Consider the following 15,426-nt stretch of genomic DNA (forward strand, 5'->3'; position numbering starts at 1 on the left):
CCACCGGCATCATCTGTCATGGGCCCTGCTCGATGCCAGGCAGAGCGCCCGCCACGCACGGTCCGCAGTCGAGCGTCCCGCCACAACCGTCCGTCGTCACACCGCAGCCCGGTCCCCGGGACTCACACGTCATGGGGACACATGAGGCCGGGACGTACTCCTCGCTCGTGGCCAGCGTGCCCAGTTCGTTCACGCCGCCCACCACCAGCACCGTGCCCCGTCGCAGCCACAGCGCGCCCGCTTCGCCTCGCGGCTCATGCAGCGTGGGCGCCTGCGTCCACGTGCCGCGCACCGGGTCGAACCGCTCCGCCGACGCGAGCGTGCCGCGCGTGGAGTGCTCGCCGCCCACCACCAGCACCGCGCCCTCCCCCGTCACCAGCGCCGCGTGGTGCTCACGCGGCACCGAGGGCGACTCCACCAACTCCCACGCGTTGCGCTCCGGCACGTACACCTCCGCCGTCTGCGCCGCGCGCGACGTGGTGCCGCCCACCACCAGCACGCGCCCATCCGGCAGCAGCGTCACCGTGTGCCCCAGCCGGTGCGTGCCCGCCGCGCCTCCCACCGCGCCCGCCTTCTCCCAGTGGCCCGTCACCGGGTCGTACAGCTCCGCCTGAAGCCCGCTCACGAAGAGCACCCGGCCCGACCGCAGCACCGCCGCCGTCCCCTCGCCTCCTCGCACGAAGCCCGGGGCTTCCGCCGGCCGCCACGTCCCCGTCACCGGGTCGTACAGCTCCGCCGAGCGCACCGGCCGCAGATCCACGTCCGTGCCGCCCGCCACAAGCACCTGCCCGTCCGGCAACAGCACCGCCGCCGGGTCGTTGCGCGCCTCCCCCATGGGCGCCACCGCCGTCCACGTCCCCAGGTCCGGCGCGTACACCTCCGCGCTCGCCAGCGCGCCCATCGCCAGTCCGTTGGAGCCGCCCACCGCCAGCACCCGTCCGTCCAGAAGCCGCACCGCCGCGTGGTTGCGCCGCGCCGTGCGCAGCGCCCCCGTGGGCCGCCACCGTCCGGTGTCCGGGTCGAAGACCTCGCTGGAGCCCAGCGTGCGGTGCCCGTCGTGGCCCCCCGCCGCCAGCACCCGCCCGTCCTCCAAAGCCACGTAGGGCAGCAGCCGACGCGGCGTGGACAACACGCCCGGCACCGGAGACTCCACGGCGCCCGCATCCGCTCGCGGCGCGGGCCCGCACGAGAACATCACTCCCAACCACAGCACCGTGACGCAAGATGTCGAAAGCCGTCGCATGACCCCACCGGGACGTCTGACCGAGGGGGTGTGTCTATCGCGCCGGTCTGACACTCCATGGCCGTGCGACCCAATGATTCCGGGCTCTTGCCCTGCCCTCCGGGGTTGGAAACACCCCGTGCGTCCAGGCGTCCAGAAGCCGCTTCGACTTCAGTGCCGCATGGGACCCACGGGGTCGTTCGCGGGCTCCGCGTCCATCCCCTCGCTGTGCCGGGGCGGCAGGGCCCCGCCGTCGTCGTCCTCCTCCAGCGTGAGCTGCGGATGGTCCGCCGGCTTGAGCAGGATTTCGTCCTCGCGCACGGCGGCCACGTCGCTGAACTCGATGAGGTAGTCGCGCCTGGGAATGGGGACGAGGCCCTGCTCCAGTTCGAAGTGCGTGTCGCCCACGCCCGCCACCCTGCCCAGCTTCTGTCCGTCAGCGGCGAGCACCGCCATGCCCTCTCGCACGTCGCCTGCGTGAATCATCGTGTCGCTCCTCGCGCATGGGGTCCTCACCAAGAGTGGGGTCGCTCCCGCCGCCGTGCGCGTCGCGGCAGGCAGCCCGGGGAGCCCCCGGGCAACCTTCCTCCATGGCAGGGGAACGGCCCGCTCACGCCCGGGCGCGGTGCCCAACATTCACGAGAAGGAGGTCGCCCCCCCATGCTGCTGGAACTGTCGAACGACGAGTCACGCGTGCTGAAGGAAACCCTGGATGCGGTCCTGGGCGCGCTCCAGGAAGAGCGCACGCGGACGGAGGCCCGCGAACGCCAGGACGCCCTCGGCCGGCGCCATGCCCTGCTCCAGTCCCTCCAGCGCCGCCTGGAACCGCTGGTGGACAGCGAGGAGATCTACGCCTGACCCAAGGGCTTCACACCGCGCGCCCCGTCTTCCCGTCGAACCTCCGCAGGTAGCGCGCATCGTGGCGCAGCCACACGGTGTCCCCGCTCGCGGCGCGGAAGTCTCCGGGCGCCCGCGCCACCAGCCGCTCGCCGCCCGTCTCCACCGTCACCCAGACCTCCGCGCCCATGGGCTCCACCAGGTATACGTGCGCCTCGCGCGCATCCGCGGGACGTTCACCCTGGCCCACCTGGAGGTGCTCCGGCCGCAGGCCCAGCACGGCGTCCTCCGGGGGCAGCCCCAGCGTGTCCGGCTTCACCAGGTTGATGCGCGGCGAGCCGAAGAAGCCCGCCACGAACAGGTTCGCCGGGGCGTCGTACAGCTCGCGCGGCGGGGCCACCTGCTGCACCTCGCCCTGGCTCATCACCACCACGCGGTCCGACAGCGTCATCGCCTCCCCCTGGTCGTGCGTGACGTAGATGAACGTGGCCTGGAGCTGCTCATGCAGCTTCTTGATCTCCCCCCGCATTTGCGTGCGCAGCGCCGCGTCCAGGTTGGACAGGGGCTCGTCGAACAGGAACACCTTGGGCCTGCGCACCAGCGCGCGCCCCAGCGCCACCCGCTGCCGCTGCCCGCCCGACAGCTCCTTCGGCCGGCGCGCCAGCAGCGCCTCCAGCCCCAGCACCCCGGACACCTCGCGCACCCGCGCGTCGATGTCCTTCGCCCCCATTCCCGCCACCTTCAGCGGGAACCCCAGGTTCCCCGCCACGTCCAGGTGCGGGTAGAGCGCGTAGCTCTGGAACACCATCGCGATGTCGCGCTCGCGCGGGGACAGGTCGTTCACCACCTGCCCGTCGATGCGCAGCGTGCCGGCCGACAGCTCCTCCAGCCCCGCGATGAGGTTCAACGTCGTGGACTTGCCGCACCCGGACGGGCCGACGAGCGACACGAACTCGCCGTCCGCGATGTCCAGCGTCACGCCCTTCACCGCCGCCACCCCGCCCCGGTACACCTTGCGCACGTCCTGCAGGGACACCGTCGCCACCCGCGCCACCTCCACCTGGAAGAAGGACCGCCGCGCCACCCTCACGCGCGGTTCGAGAAGGCGGCCAGCATCGCCGCTCCCGCGCGGACGACAAGCCCGTCTCCACGGGCACGTACACCCGAGGACATCCGAGCGTCCGTCAGCGCTCCACCGTCACGCCCTTCCAGAAGGCCACGTACCCCTGGATGTTGGCGGCCTTCGGCTTCGGCGCCGGATAGAACCAGGCGGCGTCGGCGTTGGTCTTCCCGTCCACCTCCACGGAGTAGTAGCTGGCCTCGCCCTTCCAGGGGCACTGCGTGTGTGTCGCGCTGGGCTTGAAGTGTTCCCGGTTCAGGCTGTCGGGCGGGAAGTAGACATTGCCCTCCACCTCCTCGAAGCGGTCACTCTTCGCGAGCACGGCGCCATTCCATTTCGCGACTGGCATTGAACAAGCCCTCCTGGGGTCGTCGTTGCGTTCTCGGGTAACCGCGCTTCAGCCAGTGTGCGCGGCGTTCGTGGAGGCGTGCTCGGTGAGGAAGGGGGCGAGTTCAGCATTCACCAGCGCCGGCTCCTCCACCGTGGACGAGTGCCCACCGCGCGACAGGCGCACCAGCTTCGAGCCCGGGATGAGGGAATGGATGCGCTCCGCCTTCGCGGGCACCGTGGCGCGGTCCTCCTCGCCCACGATGACCAGCGTGGGCGTGCGGATTCGCGGCAGCTCCTCCGGGATGCCCTTTCGCTTAATGACGCCGTTGACGGCGCGCCAGATGTCGCGGCGGTTCTGGCGCAGGCGCGCGCGCCACAGCGCCCGCTCCGCCTCGCGGCCCGGGTCGGTGAGGAACGACGTGCCGAACATGATGCGCATCACCGGCCCCGTCACGGGCCCCAGGCCCAGGTAGCGGGCCACTAGGTTGAGCGCGGTGTAGCGGGGCACGTTCGCGGTGGGCTCGGGGTCGGTGGAGGTCTCCAGCAGCACCAGCGAGCGCACCAGGTCCGGCCGGCGCGCGGCCAGCCGCAGGCCCACGAAGCCGCCCATGGACAGGCCCACGAAGTGGACGGGCCCCACGCCCAGCGACTCGATGAGCGCCACCGCGTCCGCGTACACCGTCTCCATGTCGATGACCGCGTCGGACGGCACCTCGCTCTGGCCCTGCCCCCGGTGGTCGTACGAGATGCAACGGAAACGGCCGCGCAAGGCCTCCACCTGCGGGTCGAACAGGCGCGTGCTCCACAAGAGGCCGTGGCTGAAGACGATGACGTCCCCCGGGCCACCGGTGTCCTCGTAGTACAGCCGGGTTCCATTCACGGACCGCATGGGCATGGGACGAGCTCCTGTCGGGTGAAGGTGACGGCGGCCGCCACCCTAGTCCAGGGCTCGCCGGGACCGCAGCACTCCCTGGGAGGGCGGTGTCCACTGGAAGAGACAGGCTACCTGGGCTCGCTCGGAGCGCCGCTTGTGCCGCCCGTCCGTCCGGAGGAGCATGGACGGCACCTCCGGATGCGCACTTCTCGCCCTGTCCTCGTCGCCCTCGCGGTGGTCGCCGTCCTCGCCGTGGGCCTGTTCTTCGCCCTGCGCCCGGCCGCGACCTCCGCGCCTTCGGTTCCCGTCACCCGGGCCGCCACGACTGCCTCCGTGCTGGACGCGGGGAGCCCCGCCACGCCCGTGCCGGTGAAGACGGCGGCCGCCCCCGCGAAGCCGCCGAACCACTTCGTGGGCTCCGAGGTGTGCGCGGACTGCCACGAGGAGCAGCACACGGGCTGGAAGCACGACTGGCATGCCCGGGCGCTGTCACCGGCGACGAAGCAGTACGTGGTGGGCACGTTCACGGGCGCGGGCACGCACTTCAAGGGCGAGTCCAGCGAGGCGTGGATGCGCCGCGACGGAGGCAAGCACCTGATGCGCACCCGGGGCGCGGACGGGAACCTGGGCGAGTGGCCGGTGCAGTGGGTCGTGGGCGGCAAGCGGATGCAGGACCCCATCACGCTGCTACCGGACGGACGCTGGCAGGTGTTGCCGGTGTACTTCCACGTGACGGGCAAGGGCGAGTGGGTGGACTACTCGGAGAAGAAGCAGGGCGCCCTGGCGCCGGACCATCCGTTCTTCTGGGCGAACTTCCGTCGCAGCGCGCAGCACGCGTGTCTGGACTGCCACGTGACGGGATTGGACGCGCGCTACGACCGCGCGAACCACCAGTGGACAACGACGTTCGCGGACGCGGGCGTCGCGTGCGAGTCCTGCCACGGGCAGGGCGGAAGGCATGCGGAGTCGCAGGAAGCGGCGGACATCGTCCAGCCGGCGAAGCTGGGCGCGGCGGAGGGCTTCGCGGTGTGCGCGCAGTGCCACGGGCCCCGGCGCACGCTGTTCCCGATGCTGGACGCGGCGCACCGCTACCAGCCCGGCCAGCGCTACGAGGCGAACTACCAGCCCATGGTGCTGCTGGTGGGCAACGAGCGCTCCGGCGACTTCTTCAGCGACGGGCGGCCCAGCACCTCCAGCTTCGAATACCAGGCGCTCATCCAGTCGAAGTGCCACACCCAGGGCGGGGCCACGTGCCTGACGTGCCACACGGCGCCGCATGATCCGCACGCGCCCAATGAGGTGAAGCCGCTGACGAAGGCGGTGGCGGCGCGCACGTCCGCGAACGCGGCGACGTGCCAAAGCTGTCACGCGGAGGTGGTGGCGCAGGGGGACAAGCACACGCACCACAAGGCCGTGGCGGCGCAGGACTGCATCGCGTGTCACATGCCGCCGGTGGTGTCGGGCGTGTTGGATCACTTCGCGGACCACACGCTGGACGTGCCGGTGCCGCAGAACACGGCGCGCCACGACGTGCCCAACGCGTGCAATGCCTGTCATACGAAGGAGACGCCGGACGCGATGGGTCAGGCGTTGACGAAGTGGTGGCCCCAGGCGGCGCAGCGCCAGCAGCGGCGGCTGCGGCTGGCGGATGCGTTCGATGAGAAGACGGCGGCGCAGAGCCGGGGTCCGCTGGAGGCGGTGCTGGCGGACACGACGGAGGCGGGCACGCTCCGGGGCGCGGCGGCGAAGTTCCTGGCGCGGAGGTTCAAGCGCGAAGCGGTGCCGGCGCTGCGGGCGGGCTTGAAGGGCACGACGGACAGCACGTTGCGCTCGGACCTCATCGACGCGCTGGGCAGCGTGAACGCGCGCGAGGCGACGGAGGACCTGGTGCCGCTGCTGAAGGACGGCTCGCTGTGGGTGCGGCAGGGCGCGGCGCTGACGCTGGCCTCGTTCGGGGATGCGCGGGCGATGCCGGCGCTGGAGGCCCTGGCGAACCAGCCGGAGACGAGCGGACTGGTGCAGCCGCACGTGATGCTGGGGCAACTGGCGATGCGCAAGCGGGATGTCCTCACGGCGACGCGCGAGTTCGAGCGGGCGTTGGATTTGCAGCCCTACAACGCGGACGTGCTGGTGCGGCTGGCGGACCTGTACATGGTGCAGGGCAACGTGGCGAAGGGCCGGGAGCGCTTGGAAGAGGCGCTCCGGTTCGACCCGCAGAGCAAGTCGGCGAAGCAGCGGTTGGGGATGATGCCGGCGCCGTGATGAGGCCGTGGCTTCCGGGATGGATGTGCTTGATTCCGGGAGCCCTGCTGTTGTCGGGATGCCCACGGAACCCACCCGCTCGCGACGCCCTGGTGAATGACACGTCCATCCACTTCCCCAACTTCTTCGAGCAGCCTGTCCTGGAGGCAGACCTCGAAGGAAAACCCGTCGAACTCAGCGGCATTGTCCTGCGCGCGCTCGCGGTCGCCGCCGACGATTTCCTGGGGCCACAGAATGCCGACACACCCTGCACGGACCGATGGGAGTCGCATCGGTACAGGGTCATTCAGCAACAGGGCATCCTCTTCATCCGGATTGATGAAAATCCGCAAGCCTGTGGCCTGACCGTTCCAGGACTCCATTCAGGAGCGCAGTACGCGGTGGGCAGCGACGGCATGCTTCTGCGCCGCCTCCGGGATGGAGAGCACGATTCAACCTGGAAGCCACCAGACGCAGGGCCTGGCATTCCGGTGCCTTCATCAGAAGTCGGCCGCTCCTTCGAACCGCCAGATGGCTCCGTTCCCCTGCCGTTCAGCCTTGAATCCAGACAGGATGCAGGGACCTGAATTTCCTCGCGAGGACGCCATGACGGACAAACTGGACCAGCTTCTGGATGAAGTCACGGATGAGGCCTCCTTCCTCCGTTTCGTCGTCGCCCTCCAAGAGGACTACGAAGCGGATCGCGCGGAGGCAGCACGGCTTCCTCCCGCGCCGTACTCAGCAGGGCCCCTCGGCTGGCAGAACTTCACCATCGGGGGCTTTCTCGACGCGAGCGCATCCTGGGCCGAGGCGTCAAGCGACTGGGACCCGCACGAGAATCCCTGGCGCCGCTGCGCGAGCATCCTGTTCGCCGGCAAGTTCTACGAGTGACCTCCCGGAGCATCCTCCTGCTCCTCTGTCTTCGACCCGCAGAGCCGGTCCGCGAAGCAGCAGTTGGGGATGATGCCGGCGCCGTGAGCGGTCAGTGCTGGATGGCCAGGATGCGGCGTCCCTTCACGTCCACGGCATAGGTCGCGCCCATGTCCATGATGGGCCCCTGCTTCTCACAGAGTTGGGGTTTCAGGGTGATCTGCACGAACGTCACGCCCTCAGGACCAGCGGCAGCGGTGACGTCGTAGGACTCGCGCTGATAGAGGCACAGCTCCTCCTCGGTGGCGCCCTTGTGGGGCTTCAGGTCCAGCGGACGGAAGTCGTCCAGTGCCAGTTGCATGGCGGTCACCATGCTGCCTGCGAGCGTCTGCGCGTCCTCGGGCAGATCAAGCGGAAACTGGATGCGGGCCGCCTCTTCCGGCGGGGCATGAACGGGCCGCGAACCCCGATGGAAGAGCGCGCAGCCTGAGAGCACCAGGCACACGGGAAGGAACAGTCCGGACTTCATCAAGGCTCCACGCCAGCCTGCTGCTGGATCTCGAATGGGCATGGGATGGGTTCTACTCATCAACCGAGGTCATCAGCCCGACGGCTTTGTGCTCCGGCTTCACGATACCAATGAGCGCCCAGCTCTTCCCGCGCCGTTCATAGACCTCTCCTGGCCGGGACTCTCCGATGTGGGGCACCAGCTTCATCACCCTGCATTTCGTGTCGAATTGAAGTCGGATGGAATATCGCTGACGCGCCTCGGCGCGATCCGGCCGTGACATGCGCGAGTCAGCCCATGGGTGGCTGTGATAGTCCGCGTGGATGTTCACCGCGCCGCGCGAATCCCGGACGATGTTCGGCTGCTTGCAGCTCTTCTGCCTTTCGGGCGTCGCTTTCAGCAGCGGTCCCAGCGGGGACGGCATGCTCGCTGAATAGGTGCCGTCGCCCACGGAATAGAGGACGCCGCAGTACTCCTGTCCGTACTCACGGCCCTGGGCGCGTGGTAGCTCCATGACGGCAGGACAGAGCTGATCAATGACCCTATCGATATCAGAGGAGGGTTGAATGGCATCCCAGGGGCCCTTGACCCAGACGACGCCCTCCATGAGTCCGTAATCGCGATTCTCGGAGAGGGCATGGGAGGCACCTGTGCAGGACATGAGCCCAAACCCCATTGCAGCTCCGCCCAGACGCGACTTCAAGCGAATCGTCATAAACAAGAAATACCATGAAGTCCCAATCCAGTCGGCGTGATTCGCCATCACGAATCATCCACGCCCCTCCTCAGGATGCGGGCGGCTGACACCGCCATCCCGCGCGAGGAGTTCATGACGAACGACCTGGATGAGCTGCTGGAAGAAGTCTCGGACGAAGCCTCCTTCCTGCGCTCCGTCCGCGCACTCACAGCATCGACCGCGAAGCCACAGCTGCCTTCGAGGACAGCCGCCAAGGACCTGCCGGTGACACACGTTCCGCATGAGCCCTCAACGTGAGTCACACCTTCTCCCTGTATCCCACTTCCATCCCTCGCTCCGTGCCCTGCTGTACCTGGGCCCCCTGGGCCCCCTGGGCATCGCCCTGCCCGCCTGGGCCGCCGACCCTGTCGCCTTCGGACCCCTGCCTCCCGGCGCCACGCAGACGCGCTCCTTCCGCGTTCCCCTGCGCCTGCTCAGCCTGGGCCTGACCTACAACGTGAAGGCCACCCGGGTGACGGGCCCCCCGAGGACCCGGACCCTCTCAACGACCAGGACACCCGCCCCTGCCTCGTCGTGACCAGACTCCTGGTCGTCTGCGATTGATTGTCACCCCGGCCTCCAGGGCAGGGCCTGAGTTCAATCCCTCCACCCCCGGGCCATTCCGCGCCCGGCGGTGTTGTCCATTGGGGAGGAGGGGGCGCGGCCCCGTGGCGGGGGGCTGGTTTCGCCCCTACCTGGGGAGCACCCTTTATGAACACCCTCCTGTTCGCAGCCCTGCTGGCCCAGGCAGGCCCCCCCGGCACGGTCCCAGCCCAGCCCGGCGCTGAACACATCCAGGCCCTGGCCCAGAACACCGCGCCCGGGCCTCGCGCCACGCCCGTCCCACCGGACGCGCCACGGTCGCCCGCCCCGACACGCACGACGCCGACCACCTCCCCGAATCCGGATGACGTGCCGGACGTGCCACCGCCCTTCGAGGCGAACGTGTCGGATCCGCTGCTCGCCCCGGCGCCTCCGGCGCCGCTGCAGCTCACCTCGTGGAACGAAGCGCTCACGCTCCTGCGCCAGCGCTCCACCGACCTCCAGGCCGCCCTGGGACAGATTGAAGTGGCCGCGGGCACGTGGCGCATCGCGCTCGCGAACCTCCTGCCCAGCGTCACCGGCAACCTGAGCGCCCAGTACAACGTGCTCAACCCGAGCCTGATTGCCTTCGGCGGAGGCACAGGCGGAAGCCTGGGGGGCGGCGTGGGCACTGGCGCAGGCATCACCCCCACGGAGCTGCTGGGCGTGGGCACGATCACCGCGTCCGTGCCGGTGGTGGACCTGGCCAGCCTCTACGCCCTGGGCAGCGCGAAGGAGAACCGCCGCACCGCCGCACTGTCCCTCGCGGAGACGCGCCGGCAGCTCACCCGCGGCCTCGCGCAGGCGCTCGTCTCCGTGTCCTCCACGGAGCGGCTGGCGGAGGTCAACCGCGTCAACCTGCGCACCGCGCTGGAGCGCCTGGCCCTCGCGCAGCGCCGCTTCGAACTGGGCGCGGGCACCCGCCTGGACGTCGTGCGCGTGGACCAGGACGCACAGGCCGCCCGCCGCAACGTGGTGGTGGGCGACGAAGACCTGCGCCAGGCGCGCGAGTCCCTGGGGCTCGCGCTGGGAACCCCCTCCGCCGTGGGCCTCGCGCGGGGACTGGAGCTGAACACGCTGCTCCAGGGCGCCAAACAGACCTGCCATCCCCTGGAGTCACTGGAGCGCCGCGCGGACATCGCCGCGGCGCGCTCGCGACTGGTGGTGGCCGAGCGCGCCATTGGCGAGGTGAAGCGCCAGTACGCGCCCACGCTGGACCTCACCAGCAACACCAGCGCGCTCACCGTCAACCCAGGCTTCGCGGAGGTGCCCATCTGGAACATCGGCGCCAGCCTCGTGCTGCCCTTCTGGGACGGCGGCGCGCGCGAGGGCCGGCTGCGCCAGACGCGCGGCCAGTTGGAACAGGCCCGTGCGGACGCCGTCGCTCGCGAGCGCAACGTCGTCGTGGAGGTCACCCAGGCGAAGCGCGCCGTGCAGGTGAACCAGGAGACGCGCGAGCTGGCGGACCGCGAGCGGAAGCTCGCGGAAGAGAATGACCGGCTCACCCGCCGCAGCTTCGAGGTGGGCACCGGAACGAGCCTCGAACTGGTGGACGCGGCCGGGGCCCTGCGGCAGGCGGAGCTGGGACTCGTGATTCGCGACTTCCAGCTGCGCCAGGCCCAGGTGGACGCATTCTTGTCGGAGGCAGCATGCGAGTGGTGAGGGGTGGTTGGGGCGCGTGGGGACTCGTGCTCGCGCTGGCGGGCGGCTGCAGCGGAGGAAAAGAGGGAGGCGGTCCCAAGGGCGGCCCGCGGACGCCCGGCGGTGGCAAGCCCATCCCCGTGCAGGTGCTCCAGGTGGCGCCCGGACAGGTGCGCGACACCAGCGAGTACGTGGGCACGCTCATCTCCCGGCGCAGCATCACCCTCTTCCCGCAGGTCGCCGGCTACGTGCAGTCCATCCAGGTGCGTCCTGGCACCCCGGTGAGGCAGGGACAGGTGCTGCTCGTCGTCGACCCCCGCCAGGAACAGGCGAGCCTGCGCGCCACCCAGGCCCAGAAGGCCTCCGCGGTCGCCAGCCGCGAGTTCGCGCGCAAGACGCGCGAGCGCAGCGCGCAGCTGCTCAGGGAAGGCCTCGTCAGCCGCCAGGACTACGACCAGGCCGTGGCCCAGGCGGAGCAGGCCGTGGCCCAGGCCCATGCGGTGGAGGCGCAGATTCAAAACCAGCAGGTGCAACTGGGTTTCTTCAAGGTGAGCGCCCCGTTCGACGGCATCGTGGGCGACATCCCGGTCAAGCTGGGCGACTACGTGACGCCCCAGACGGGCCTCACCATCGTGGACCAGAGCGCGCTGCTGGAGTTGTCCGTGCAGGTGCCGGTGGCCCAGGCCGCCCGGGTCAAGGTCGGCCAGACGCCGCTGGAGGTGCTGGACGCGGACGGAAAGCCCATCGTGCGCGCGCCCGCGTTCTTCGTCGCCACCACGCCCAACCCCATCACGCAACTGGTGGAGGTGAAGGCCGCCTTCCAGAACAACGGCGCCCTCAAGGCCGGGCAACTGGTGCGCGCGCAGCTCGTCTATGACGTGCGCGAAGCCTTGAAGATGCCCACCACCGCGGTGACCCGGCAGGGCAGCCAGGCCTTCGCCATGGTGGTGGGGCAAGGCGACGCGGGCACCGTGGTGAAGCGCCAGCCGGTGACCCTGGGACTGGTGCAGGGCAATGACTACGAGGTGCTGAAGGGGCTGGACGCGGGCACTCAGGTGGTCGTGAGCGGCGTGCAGCAACTGCGCGACGGCATGGCCATCCAGCCCCAACCCGTGCCCGAAGGCCGGGACGAAGCCATGCCCCATCCGCCCTCCCAACAGGGCACCGGCGGCGGCGCGGACGCGGGTCAGTAGGGGGATGCCATGAACTTCTCCGACTTCTTCATCAAGCGCCCCGTCTTCGCGAGCGTGCTGTCCATCCTCATCACGCTCGTGGGCGCCATCTCCATCCCGGGCCTCCCCATCGAGCAGTACCCGGAGCTGGCGCTGCCCCAGGTGCAGATCACCGCCACGTACACGGGCGCGTCCGCGGAGACGGTGGAGAGCTCCGTCACCACGGTGCTGGAGCGCCAGCTCAACGGCATGGAGGGCATGCGCTACCTGTCCTCCACCAGCACCAACGACGGCCAGAGCACCATCATCGCCACCTTCGACCCGTCGCGGGACCCGGACCTGGCGGCGGTGGACGCGCAGAACCGCGTGGCCACCGCCACGCCGCAGCTGCCCGCGCAGGTCAACGCCCTGGGCGTCACCGTGCGCAAGGCGCAGACCCAGTTGCTCGTGTCCTTCGGCGTCTTCGACAAGCAGAAGCGCTACGACACGGAGTTCATCAGCAACTACGCGGACGTCTTCATCCGCGACGCGCTGTTGCGCGTGAAGGGCGTGGGCGACGTGCGCATCTTCGGCGAGCGCCGCTTCGCCATGCGCCTGTGGTTGGACCCCACGGAGCTGGCCCGGAGAAACCTCACCGCGCAGGACGTACTCAACGCGCTCGAGGAGCAGAACGTCCAGGTGGGTGCGGGCAAGGTGGGTCAGGCGCCCTCCTCCAAGGACCAGGCGTACCAGCTGTCGCTCCAGGTGAACGGACAGCTGTCGTCCGCCAAGGAGTTCGAAGCCATCGTCGTGCAGCGCGGGGCGGACGGCGCCCTGGTGCGCATCCGCGACGTGGGCCGCGCGCAGTTGGGCGCGGAGAACTACGCGCAGCTGTTGCGCTTCGACGGCCAGGAGGCCGTGGGTCTGGGCATCACCCAACTTCCCGGCTCCAATGCCTTGGAGGTGCGCGAGGGCGTGGAGGCGGAGCTCAAGCGGCTGTCCGCCAACTTCCCGCCCGGCCTCACCTACAAGGTGGCCTTCGACACGACGCTCGCGGTGAGCGCGTCCATCCGGGAGGTGCTCCAGTCGCTGGGCGAGGCCATCCTCCTGGTCATCATCGTCATCTTCATCTTCCTGCACGGCTGGCGGAGCGTGCTCGTCGCGGTGACGACGCTGCCGGTGTCGCTGGTCGGCACCTTCATGTTCGTCAACGCGTTTGGCTTCTCGCTCAACACGCTGACGCTCTTCGGCCTGACGCTGGCCACCGGCCTCGTGGTGGATGACGCCATCGTCGTCATCGAGAACGTCGAGCGCGTGATGGAGCACGAGAAGGTGGACGCGCGCGAGGCCACCTCCCGGGGCATGCAGCAGGTGTCCGGCGTCGTGGTCGCCACCGCGCTGGTGCTCTCCGCGGTGTTCATCCCGGTGTCCTTCTTCCCCGGCACCACGGGCGCCATCTACCGCCAGTTCGCGCTCACCATCGCGTTCTCCATCAGCCTGTCCGCGCTGGTCGCCCTCACGCTGTCCCCTGCCTTGTGCGCGCGGCTCCTGCGCGCCAACGAGGGCAAGAAGTTCCTGCCGGCGCGCAAGTTCGACGAAGGGCTGGACGCGCTGCGCCGGGGCTACGGGAAGCTCCTGGGCTTCATGCTGGGCAAGGCGCGGTGGCTCGTCGTCGCCGCGTTCGTCGTGTTCCTCATCGCCACCGGGCTGCTCTACCGCGCCGTCCCCAGCGGCTTCATCCCGGACGAGGACCAGGGCTACCTCATCGTCGCGGTGCAGGGCCCGGAGGGCACGTCGCTGGAGTACACGCGCCAGGTGCTCCTCCAGGTGGAGGGCATCCTGCGCGAGCAGCCCGAGGTCATCGACATCTTCACCGTGGGCGGCTTCTCGCTGCTGGGCACGGGCGCCAACTACGGCGCGCTCTTCATCAACTTGAAACCCTGGGAGGAGCGCAAGAAGCCGGAGGAGAGCGTGGCCGGGCTGGTGGAGCGGCTGCGCGGTCCACTCGGACGGGTGCCCGGCGCGCGGGTGCTGCCCCTGCAACCGCCCGCCATCCGCGGCGTGGGCAGCGTGGGTGGCTTCGAGTTCGTGCTGGAGGACCAGGAGGGAGGCCACTCGCTGGAGGAGCTGTCGCAGGCCACCCAGGCGCTGGTGGGCAAGGCCAGCCAGGAGCCGCGCCTGCGGGGCGTGTTCTCGTCGTACTCGGCGGGCTCACCCCAGCTCAACATCGAGGTGGACCGGGAGAAGGCCAAGGCGCAGGGCGTGTCCCTGAGCGCGGTGTTCTCCACGCTCCAGGTGTACCTGGGCAGCCAGTACGTGAACGACTTCACCTTCGCCAACCGCGTCTACCGCGTGTTCGTGCAGGCGGCCACGCCCTTCCGCGACAACCCGAAGGACATCGGCAGCTTCTACGTGCGCTCGGAGTCCGGCGGCATGGTGCCCCTGGAGGCGCTGGTGAAGGTGACGCCCGTCTCCACCGCGCAGAACATCACCCACTACAACCTCTTCCGCTCCGCGAACGTCAACGGCCAGGGAAGCCCCGGCGTCAGCACCGGGCAGGCGCTGCTGGCCATGGAGGACGTGGCCAAACAGGTGCTGCCCGCGGGCTTCACCTACGAGTGGACCGGCCTGTCGCTGGAACAGAAGAGCGCGGGCAACACCGTGCTCGTCATCTTCGCGCTGGGCATCATCTTCGTCTTCCTGGTGCTGTCCGCCCAGTACGAGAGCTTCGCCCTGCCCTTCGTCGTCATGCTCGCGGTGCCCGTGGCGATGCTGGGCGCCTTGCTGCTCCAGACCGCGCGCGGCCTGGTGAACGACGTGTTCTGCCAGGTGGGTCTGGTGATGCTCGTGGGCCTCGCGTCCAAGAACGCCATCCTCATCGTGGAGTTCGGCGAACAACTGCGCGCGCAGGGACAGGGCGTGGTGGAGTCCGCCATCAACGCGGCGGAGACGCGCCTGCGGCCCATCCTGATGACGTCCTTCGCCTTCCTCTTCGGCGTGGTGCCGCTGATGCTGGCCAGCGGCGCGGGCTCGGCCGCGCGCAAGTCGCTGGGCACCACCGTCTTCGGCGGCATGCTCTTCTCCACCTTCGTGAACCTCATCTTCATCCCCGTGCTCTACGCACTGGTGGAGGGCGCGCGCACCAAGGTCCTGAAACACCGCAAGCCCGGTAACTCCACGGGGGGCCCGCCGGATTCACCGCCGCCGTCCATCCCTCCTGAGAGGGATCCACCCCGGCCCCAGCCCGCGTAGAACACAGCGACACCGACCCGCACAGCGGGCAGGCGCTCCGCTGCGCTATCCGGCACCGGAGC

The 15,426-nt window shown here is 69.7% G+C and carries 16 protein-coding genes; 9 read left to right on the forward strand and 7 right to left on the reverse strand.

Annotated elements, in window-relative coordinates:
• Nucleotides 1–16: 16 nt before the first annotated feature.
• Nucleotides 17–1,243, reverse strand: coding sequence for a Kelch repeat-containing protein (locus tag OV208_RS06090; RefSeq protein WP_267572889.1), 1,227 nt, complete (start codon nt 1,241–1,243; stop codon nt 17–19).
• Between the two features lie 150 nt (nt 1,244–1,393).
• Entirely contained in the window at nt 1,394–1,708 is a 315-nt protein-coding gene (locus OV208_RS06095; RefSeq protein WP_267572890.1) for a DUF2171 domain-containing protein, read from the reverse strand.
• A 174-nt stretch (nt 1,709–1,882) separates the two neighbouring features.
• Here OV208_RS06095 and OV208_RS06100 point away from each other — a divergent pair, with 174 nt between their 5' ends.
• Nucleotides 1,883–2,080, forward strand: a complete 198-nt coding sequence (locus OV208_RS06100; protein WP_267572891.1) for a hypothetical protein — start codon at nt 1,883–1,885, stop codon at nt 2,078–2,080.
• A 10-nt stretch (nt 2,081–2,090) separates the two neighbouring features.
• Here OV208_RS06100 and OV208_RS06105 read toward each other — a convergent pair whose 3' ends face one another.
• The 3 genes from OV208_RS06105 to OV208_RS06115 all read right to left on the reverse strand — a co-directional run bounded on the left by OV208_RS06105 (nt 2,091) and on the right by OV208_RS06115 (nt 4,404).
• A complete protein-coding gene (locus tag OV208_RS06105) occupies nt 2,091–3,104 on the reverse strand; it encodes an ABC transporter ATP-binding protein (protein WP_324291355.1) in 1,014 nt (337 codons plus the stop codon).
• 139 nt (nt 3,105–3,243) lie between these two features.
• A complete protein-coding gene (locus tag OV208_RS06110) occupies nt 3,244–3,528 on the reverse strand; it encodes a DUF427 domain-containing protein (protein WP_267572892.1) in 285 nt (94 codons plus the stop codon).
• A 48-nt stretch (nt 3,529–3,576) separates the two neighbouring features.
• A complete protein-coding gene (locus OV208_RS06115; protein ID WP_267572893.1) occupies nt 3,577–4,404 on the reverse strand; it encodes an alpha/beta fold hydrolase in 828 nt (275 codons plus the stop codon).
• A gap of 177 nt (nt 4,405–4,581) precedes the next feature.
• Between OV208_RS06115 and OV208_RS06120 the strand changes: the two genes are divergently transcribed.
• The 3 genes from OV208_RS06120 (at nt 4,582) to OV208_RS06130 (ending at nt 7,515) form a co-directional block, all read left to right on the forward strand.
• Complete coding sequence (locus OV208_RS06120) at nt 4,582–6,645, forward strand: HEAT repeat domain-containing protein (protein WP_267572894.1); 2,064 nt, start codon at nt 4,582–4,584, stop codon at nt 6,643–6,645.
• A gap of 92 nt (nt 6,646–6,737) precedes the next feature.
• A complete protein-coding gene (locus OV208_RS06125; RefSeq protein WP_267572895.1) occupies nt 6,738–7,211 on the forward strand; it encodes a hypothetical protein in 474 nt (157 codons plus the stop codon).
• A 19-nt stretch (nt 7,212–7,230) separates the two neighbouring features.
• Nucleotides 7,231–7,515: a DUF7660 family protein gene (locus OV208_RS06130; protein WP_267572896.1), complete on the forward strand. Its 285-nt coding sequence runs from the start codon at nt 7,231–7,233 to the stop codon at nt 7,513–7,515.
• A 91-nt stretch (nt 7,516–7,606) separates the two neighbouring features.
• On the opposite strand, the gene OV208_RS06135 is transcribed toward OV208_RS06130, so the two are convergent.
• Nucleotides 7,607–8,023: a hypothetical protein gene (locus OV208_RS06135; protein WP_267572897.1), complete on the reverse strand. Its 417-nt coding sequence runs from the start codon at nt 8,021–8,023 to the stop codon at nt 7,607–7,609.
• 52 nt (nt 8,024–8,075) lie between these two features.
• A complete protein-coding gene (locus tag OV208_RS06140; RefSeq protein WP_267572898.1) occupies nt 8,076–8,765 on the reverse strand; it encodes a hypothetical protein in 690 nt (229 codons plus the stop codon).
• A 66-nt stretch (nt 8,766–8,831) separates the two neighbouring features.
• Between OV208_RS06140 and OV208_RS06145 the strand changes: the two genes are divergently transcribed.
• From OV208_RS06145 to OV208_RS06165, 5 genes are all read left to right on the forward strand, one after another.
• Nucleotides 8,832–8,996 carry a hypothetical protein gene (locus OV208_RS06145; protein ID WP_267572899.1) on the forward strand — a complete coding sequence of 55 codons (165 nt, stop codon included), beginning with the start codon at nt 8,832–8,834 and terminating at the stop codon, nt 8,994–8,996.
• Nucleotides 8,980–9,276 carry a hypothetical protein gene (locus OV208_RS06150; RefSeq protein WP_267572900.1) on the forward strand — a complete coding sequence of 99 codons (297 nt, stop codon included), beginning with the start codon at nt 8,980–8,982 and terminating at the stop codon, nt 9,274–9,276. The genes OV208_RS06145 and OV208_RS06150 overlap by 17 nt, the downstream gene beginning before the upstream one ends.
• Nucleotides 9,277–9,449: 173 nt before the next feature.
• Complete coding sequence (locus OV208_RS06155; RefSeq protein ID WP_267572901.1) at nt 9,450–10,982, forward strand: TolC family protein; 1,533 nt, start codon at nt 9,450–9,452, stop codon at nt 10,980–10,982.
• Complete coding sequence (locus tag OV208_RS06160; RefSeq protein ID WP_267572902.1) at nt 10,970–12,154, forward strand: efflux RND transporter periplasmic adaptor subunit; 1,185 nt, start codon at nt 10,970–10,972, stop codon at nt 12,152–12,154. Before OV208_RS06155 ends, OV208_RS06160 begins: the two co-directional genes overlap by 13 nt.
• Before the next feature lie 9 nt (nt 12,155–12,163).
• Nucleotides 12,164–15,364, forward strand: coding sequence for an efflux RND transporter permease subunit (locus OV208_RS06165; protein ID WP_267572903.1), 3,201 nt, complete (start codon nt 12,164–12,166; stop codon nt 15,362–15,364).
• Nucleotides 15,365–15,426 lie beyond the last annotated feature (62 nt).

The organism is Corallococcus sp. bb12-1 (assembly GCF_026626765.1).
Taxonomy (GTDB): domain Bacteria; phylum Myxococcota; class Myxococcia; order Myxococcales; family Myxococcaceae; genus Corallococcus; species Corallococcus terminator.

What these genes read in the sequence shown, in the direction of transcription:
- OV208_RS06130 (WP_267572896.1), top strand. Translation starts at nt 7,231, where the DNA reads ATGACGGACAAACTGGACCAGCTTCTGGATGAAGTCACGGATGAGGCC.
- OV208_RS06120 (WP_267572894.1), top strand. Translation starts at nt 4,582, where the DNA reads ATGCGCACTTCTCGCCCTGTCCTCGTCGCCCTCGCGGTGGTCGCCGTC.
- OV208_RS06090 (WP_267572889.1), bottom strand. Translation starts at nt 1,243, where the DNA reads ATGCGACGGCTTTCGACATCTTGCGTCACGGTGCTGTGGTTGGGAGTG.
- OV208_RS06095 (WP_267572890.1), bottom strand. Translation starts at nt 1,708, where the DNA reads ATGATTCACGCAGGCGACGTGCGAGAGGGCATGGCGGTGCTCGCCGCT.
- OV208_RS06135 (WP_267572897.1), bottom strand. Translation starts at nt 8,023, where the DNA reads ATGAAGTCCGGACTGTTCCTTCCCGTGTGCCTGGTGCTCTCAGGCTGC.
- OV208_RS06145 (WP_267572899.1), top strand. Translation starts at nt 8,832, where the DNA reads ATGACGAACGACCTGGATGAGCTGCTGGAAGAAGTCTCGGACGAAGCC.
- OV208_RS06100 (WP_267572891.1), top strand. Translation starts at nt 1,883, where the DNA reads ATGCTGCTGGAACTGTCGAACGACGAGTCACGCGTGCTGAAGGAAACC.
- OV208_RS06115 (WP_267572893.1), bottom strand. Translation starts at nt 4,404, where the DNA reads ATGCCCATGCGGTCCGTGAATGGAACCCGGCTGTACTACGAGGACACC.
- OV208_RS06140 (WP_267572898.1), bottom strand. Translation starts at nt 8,765, where the DNA reads ATGGCGAATCACGCCGACTGGATTGGGACTTCATGGTATTTCTTGTTT.
- OV208_RS06155 (WP_267572901.1), top strand. Translation starts at nt 9,450, where the DNA reads ATGAACACCCTCCTGTTCGCAGCCCTGCTGGCCCAGGCAGGCCCCCCC.
- OV208_RS06165 (WP_267572903.1), top strand. Translation starts at nt 12,164, where the DNA reads ATGAACTTCTCCGACTTCTTCATCAAGCGCCCCGTCTTCGCGAGCGTG.
- OV208_RS06150 (WP_267572900.1), top strand. Translation starts at nt 8,980, where the DNA reads ATGAGCCCTCAACGTGAGTCACACCTTCTCCCTGTATCCCACTTCCAT.
- OV208_RS06160 (WP_267572902.1), top strand. Translation starts at nt 10,970, where the DNA reads ATGCGAGTGGTGAGGGGTGGTTGGGGCGCGTGGGGACTCGTGCTCGCG.
- OV208_RS06110 (WP_267572892.1), bottom strand. Translation starts at nt 3,528, where the DNA reads ATGCCAGTCGCGAAATGGAATGGCGCCGTGCTCGCGAAGAGTGACCGC.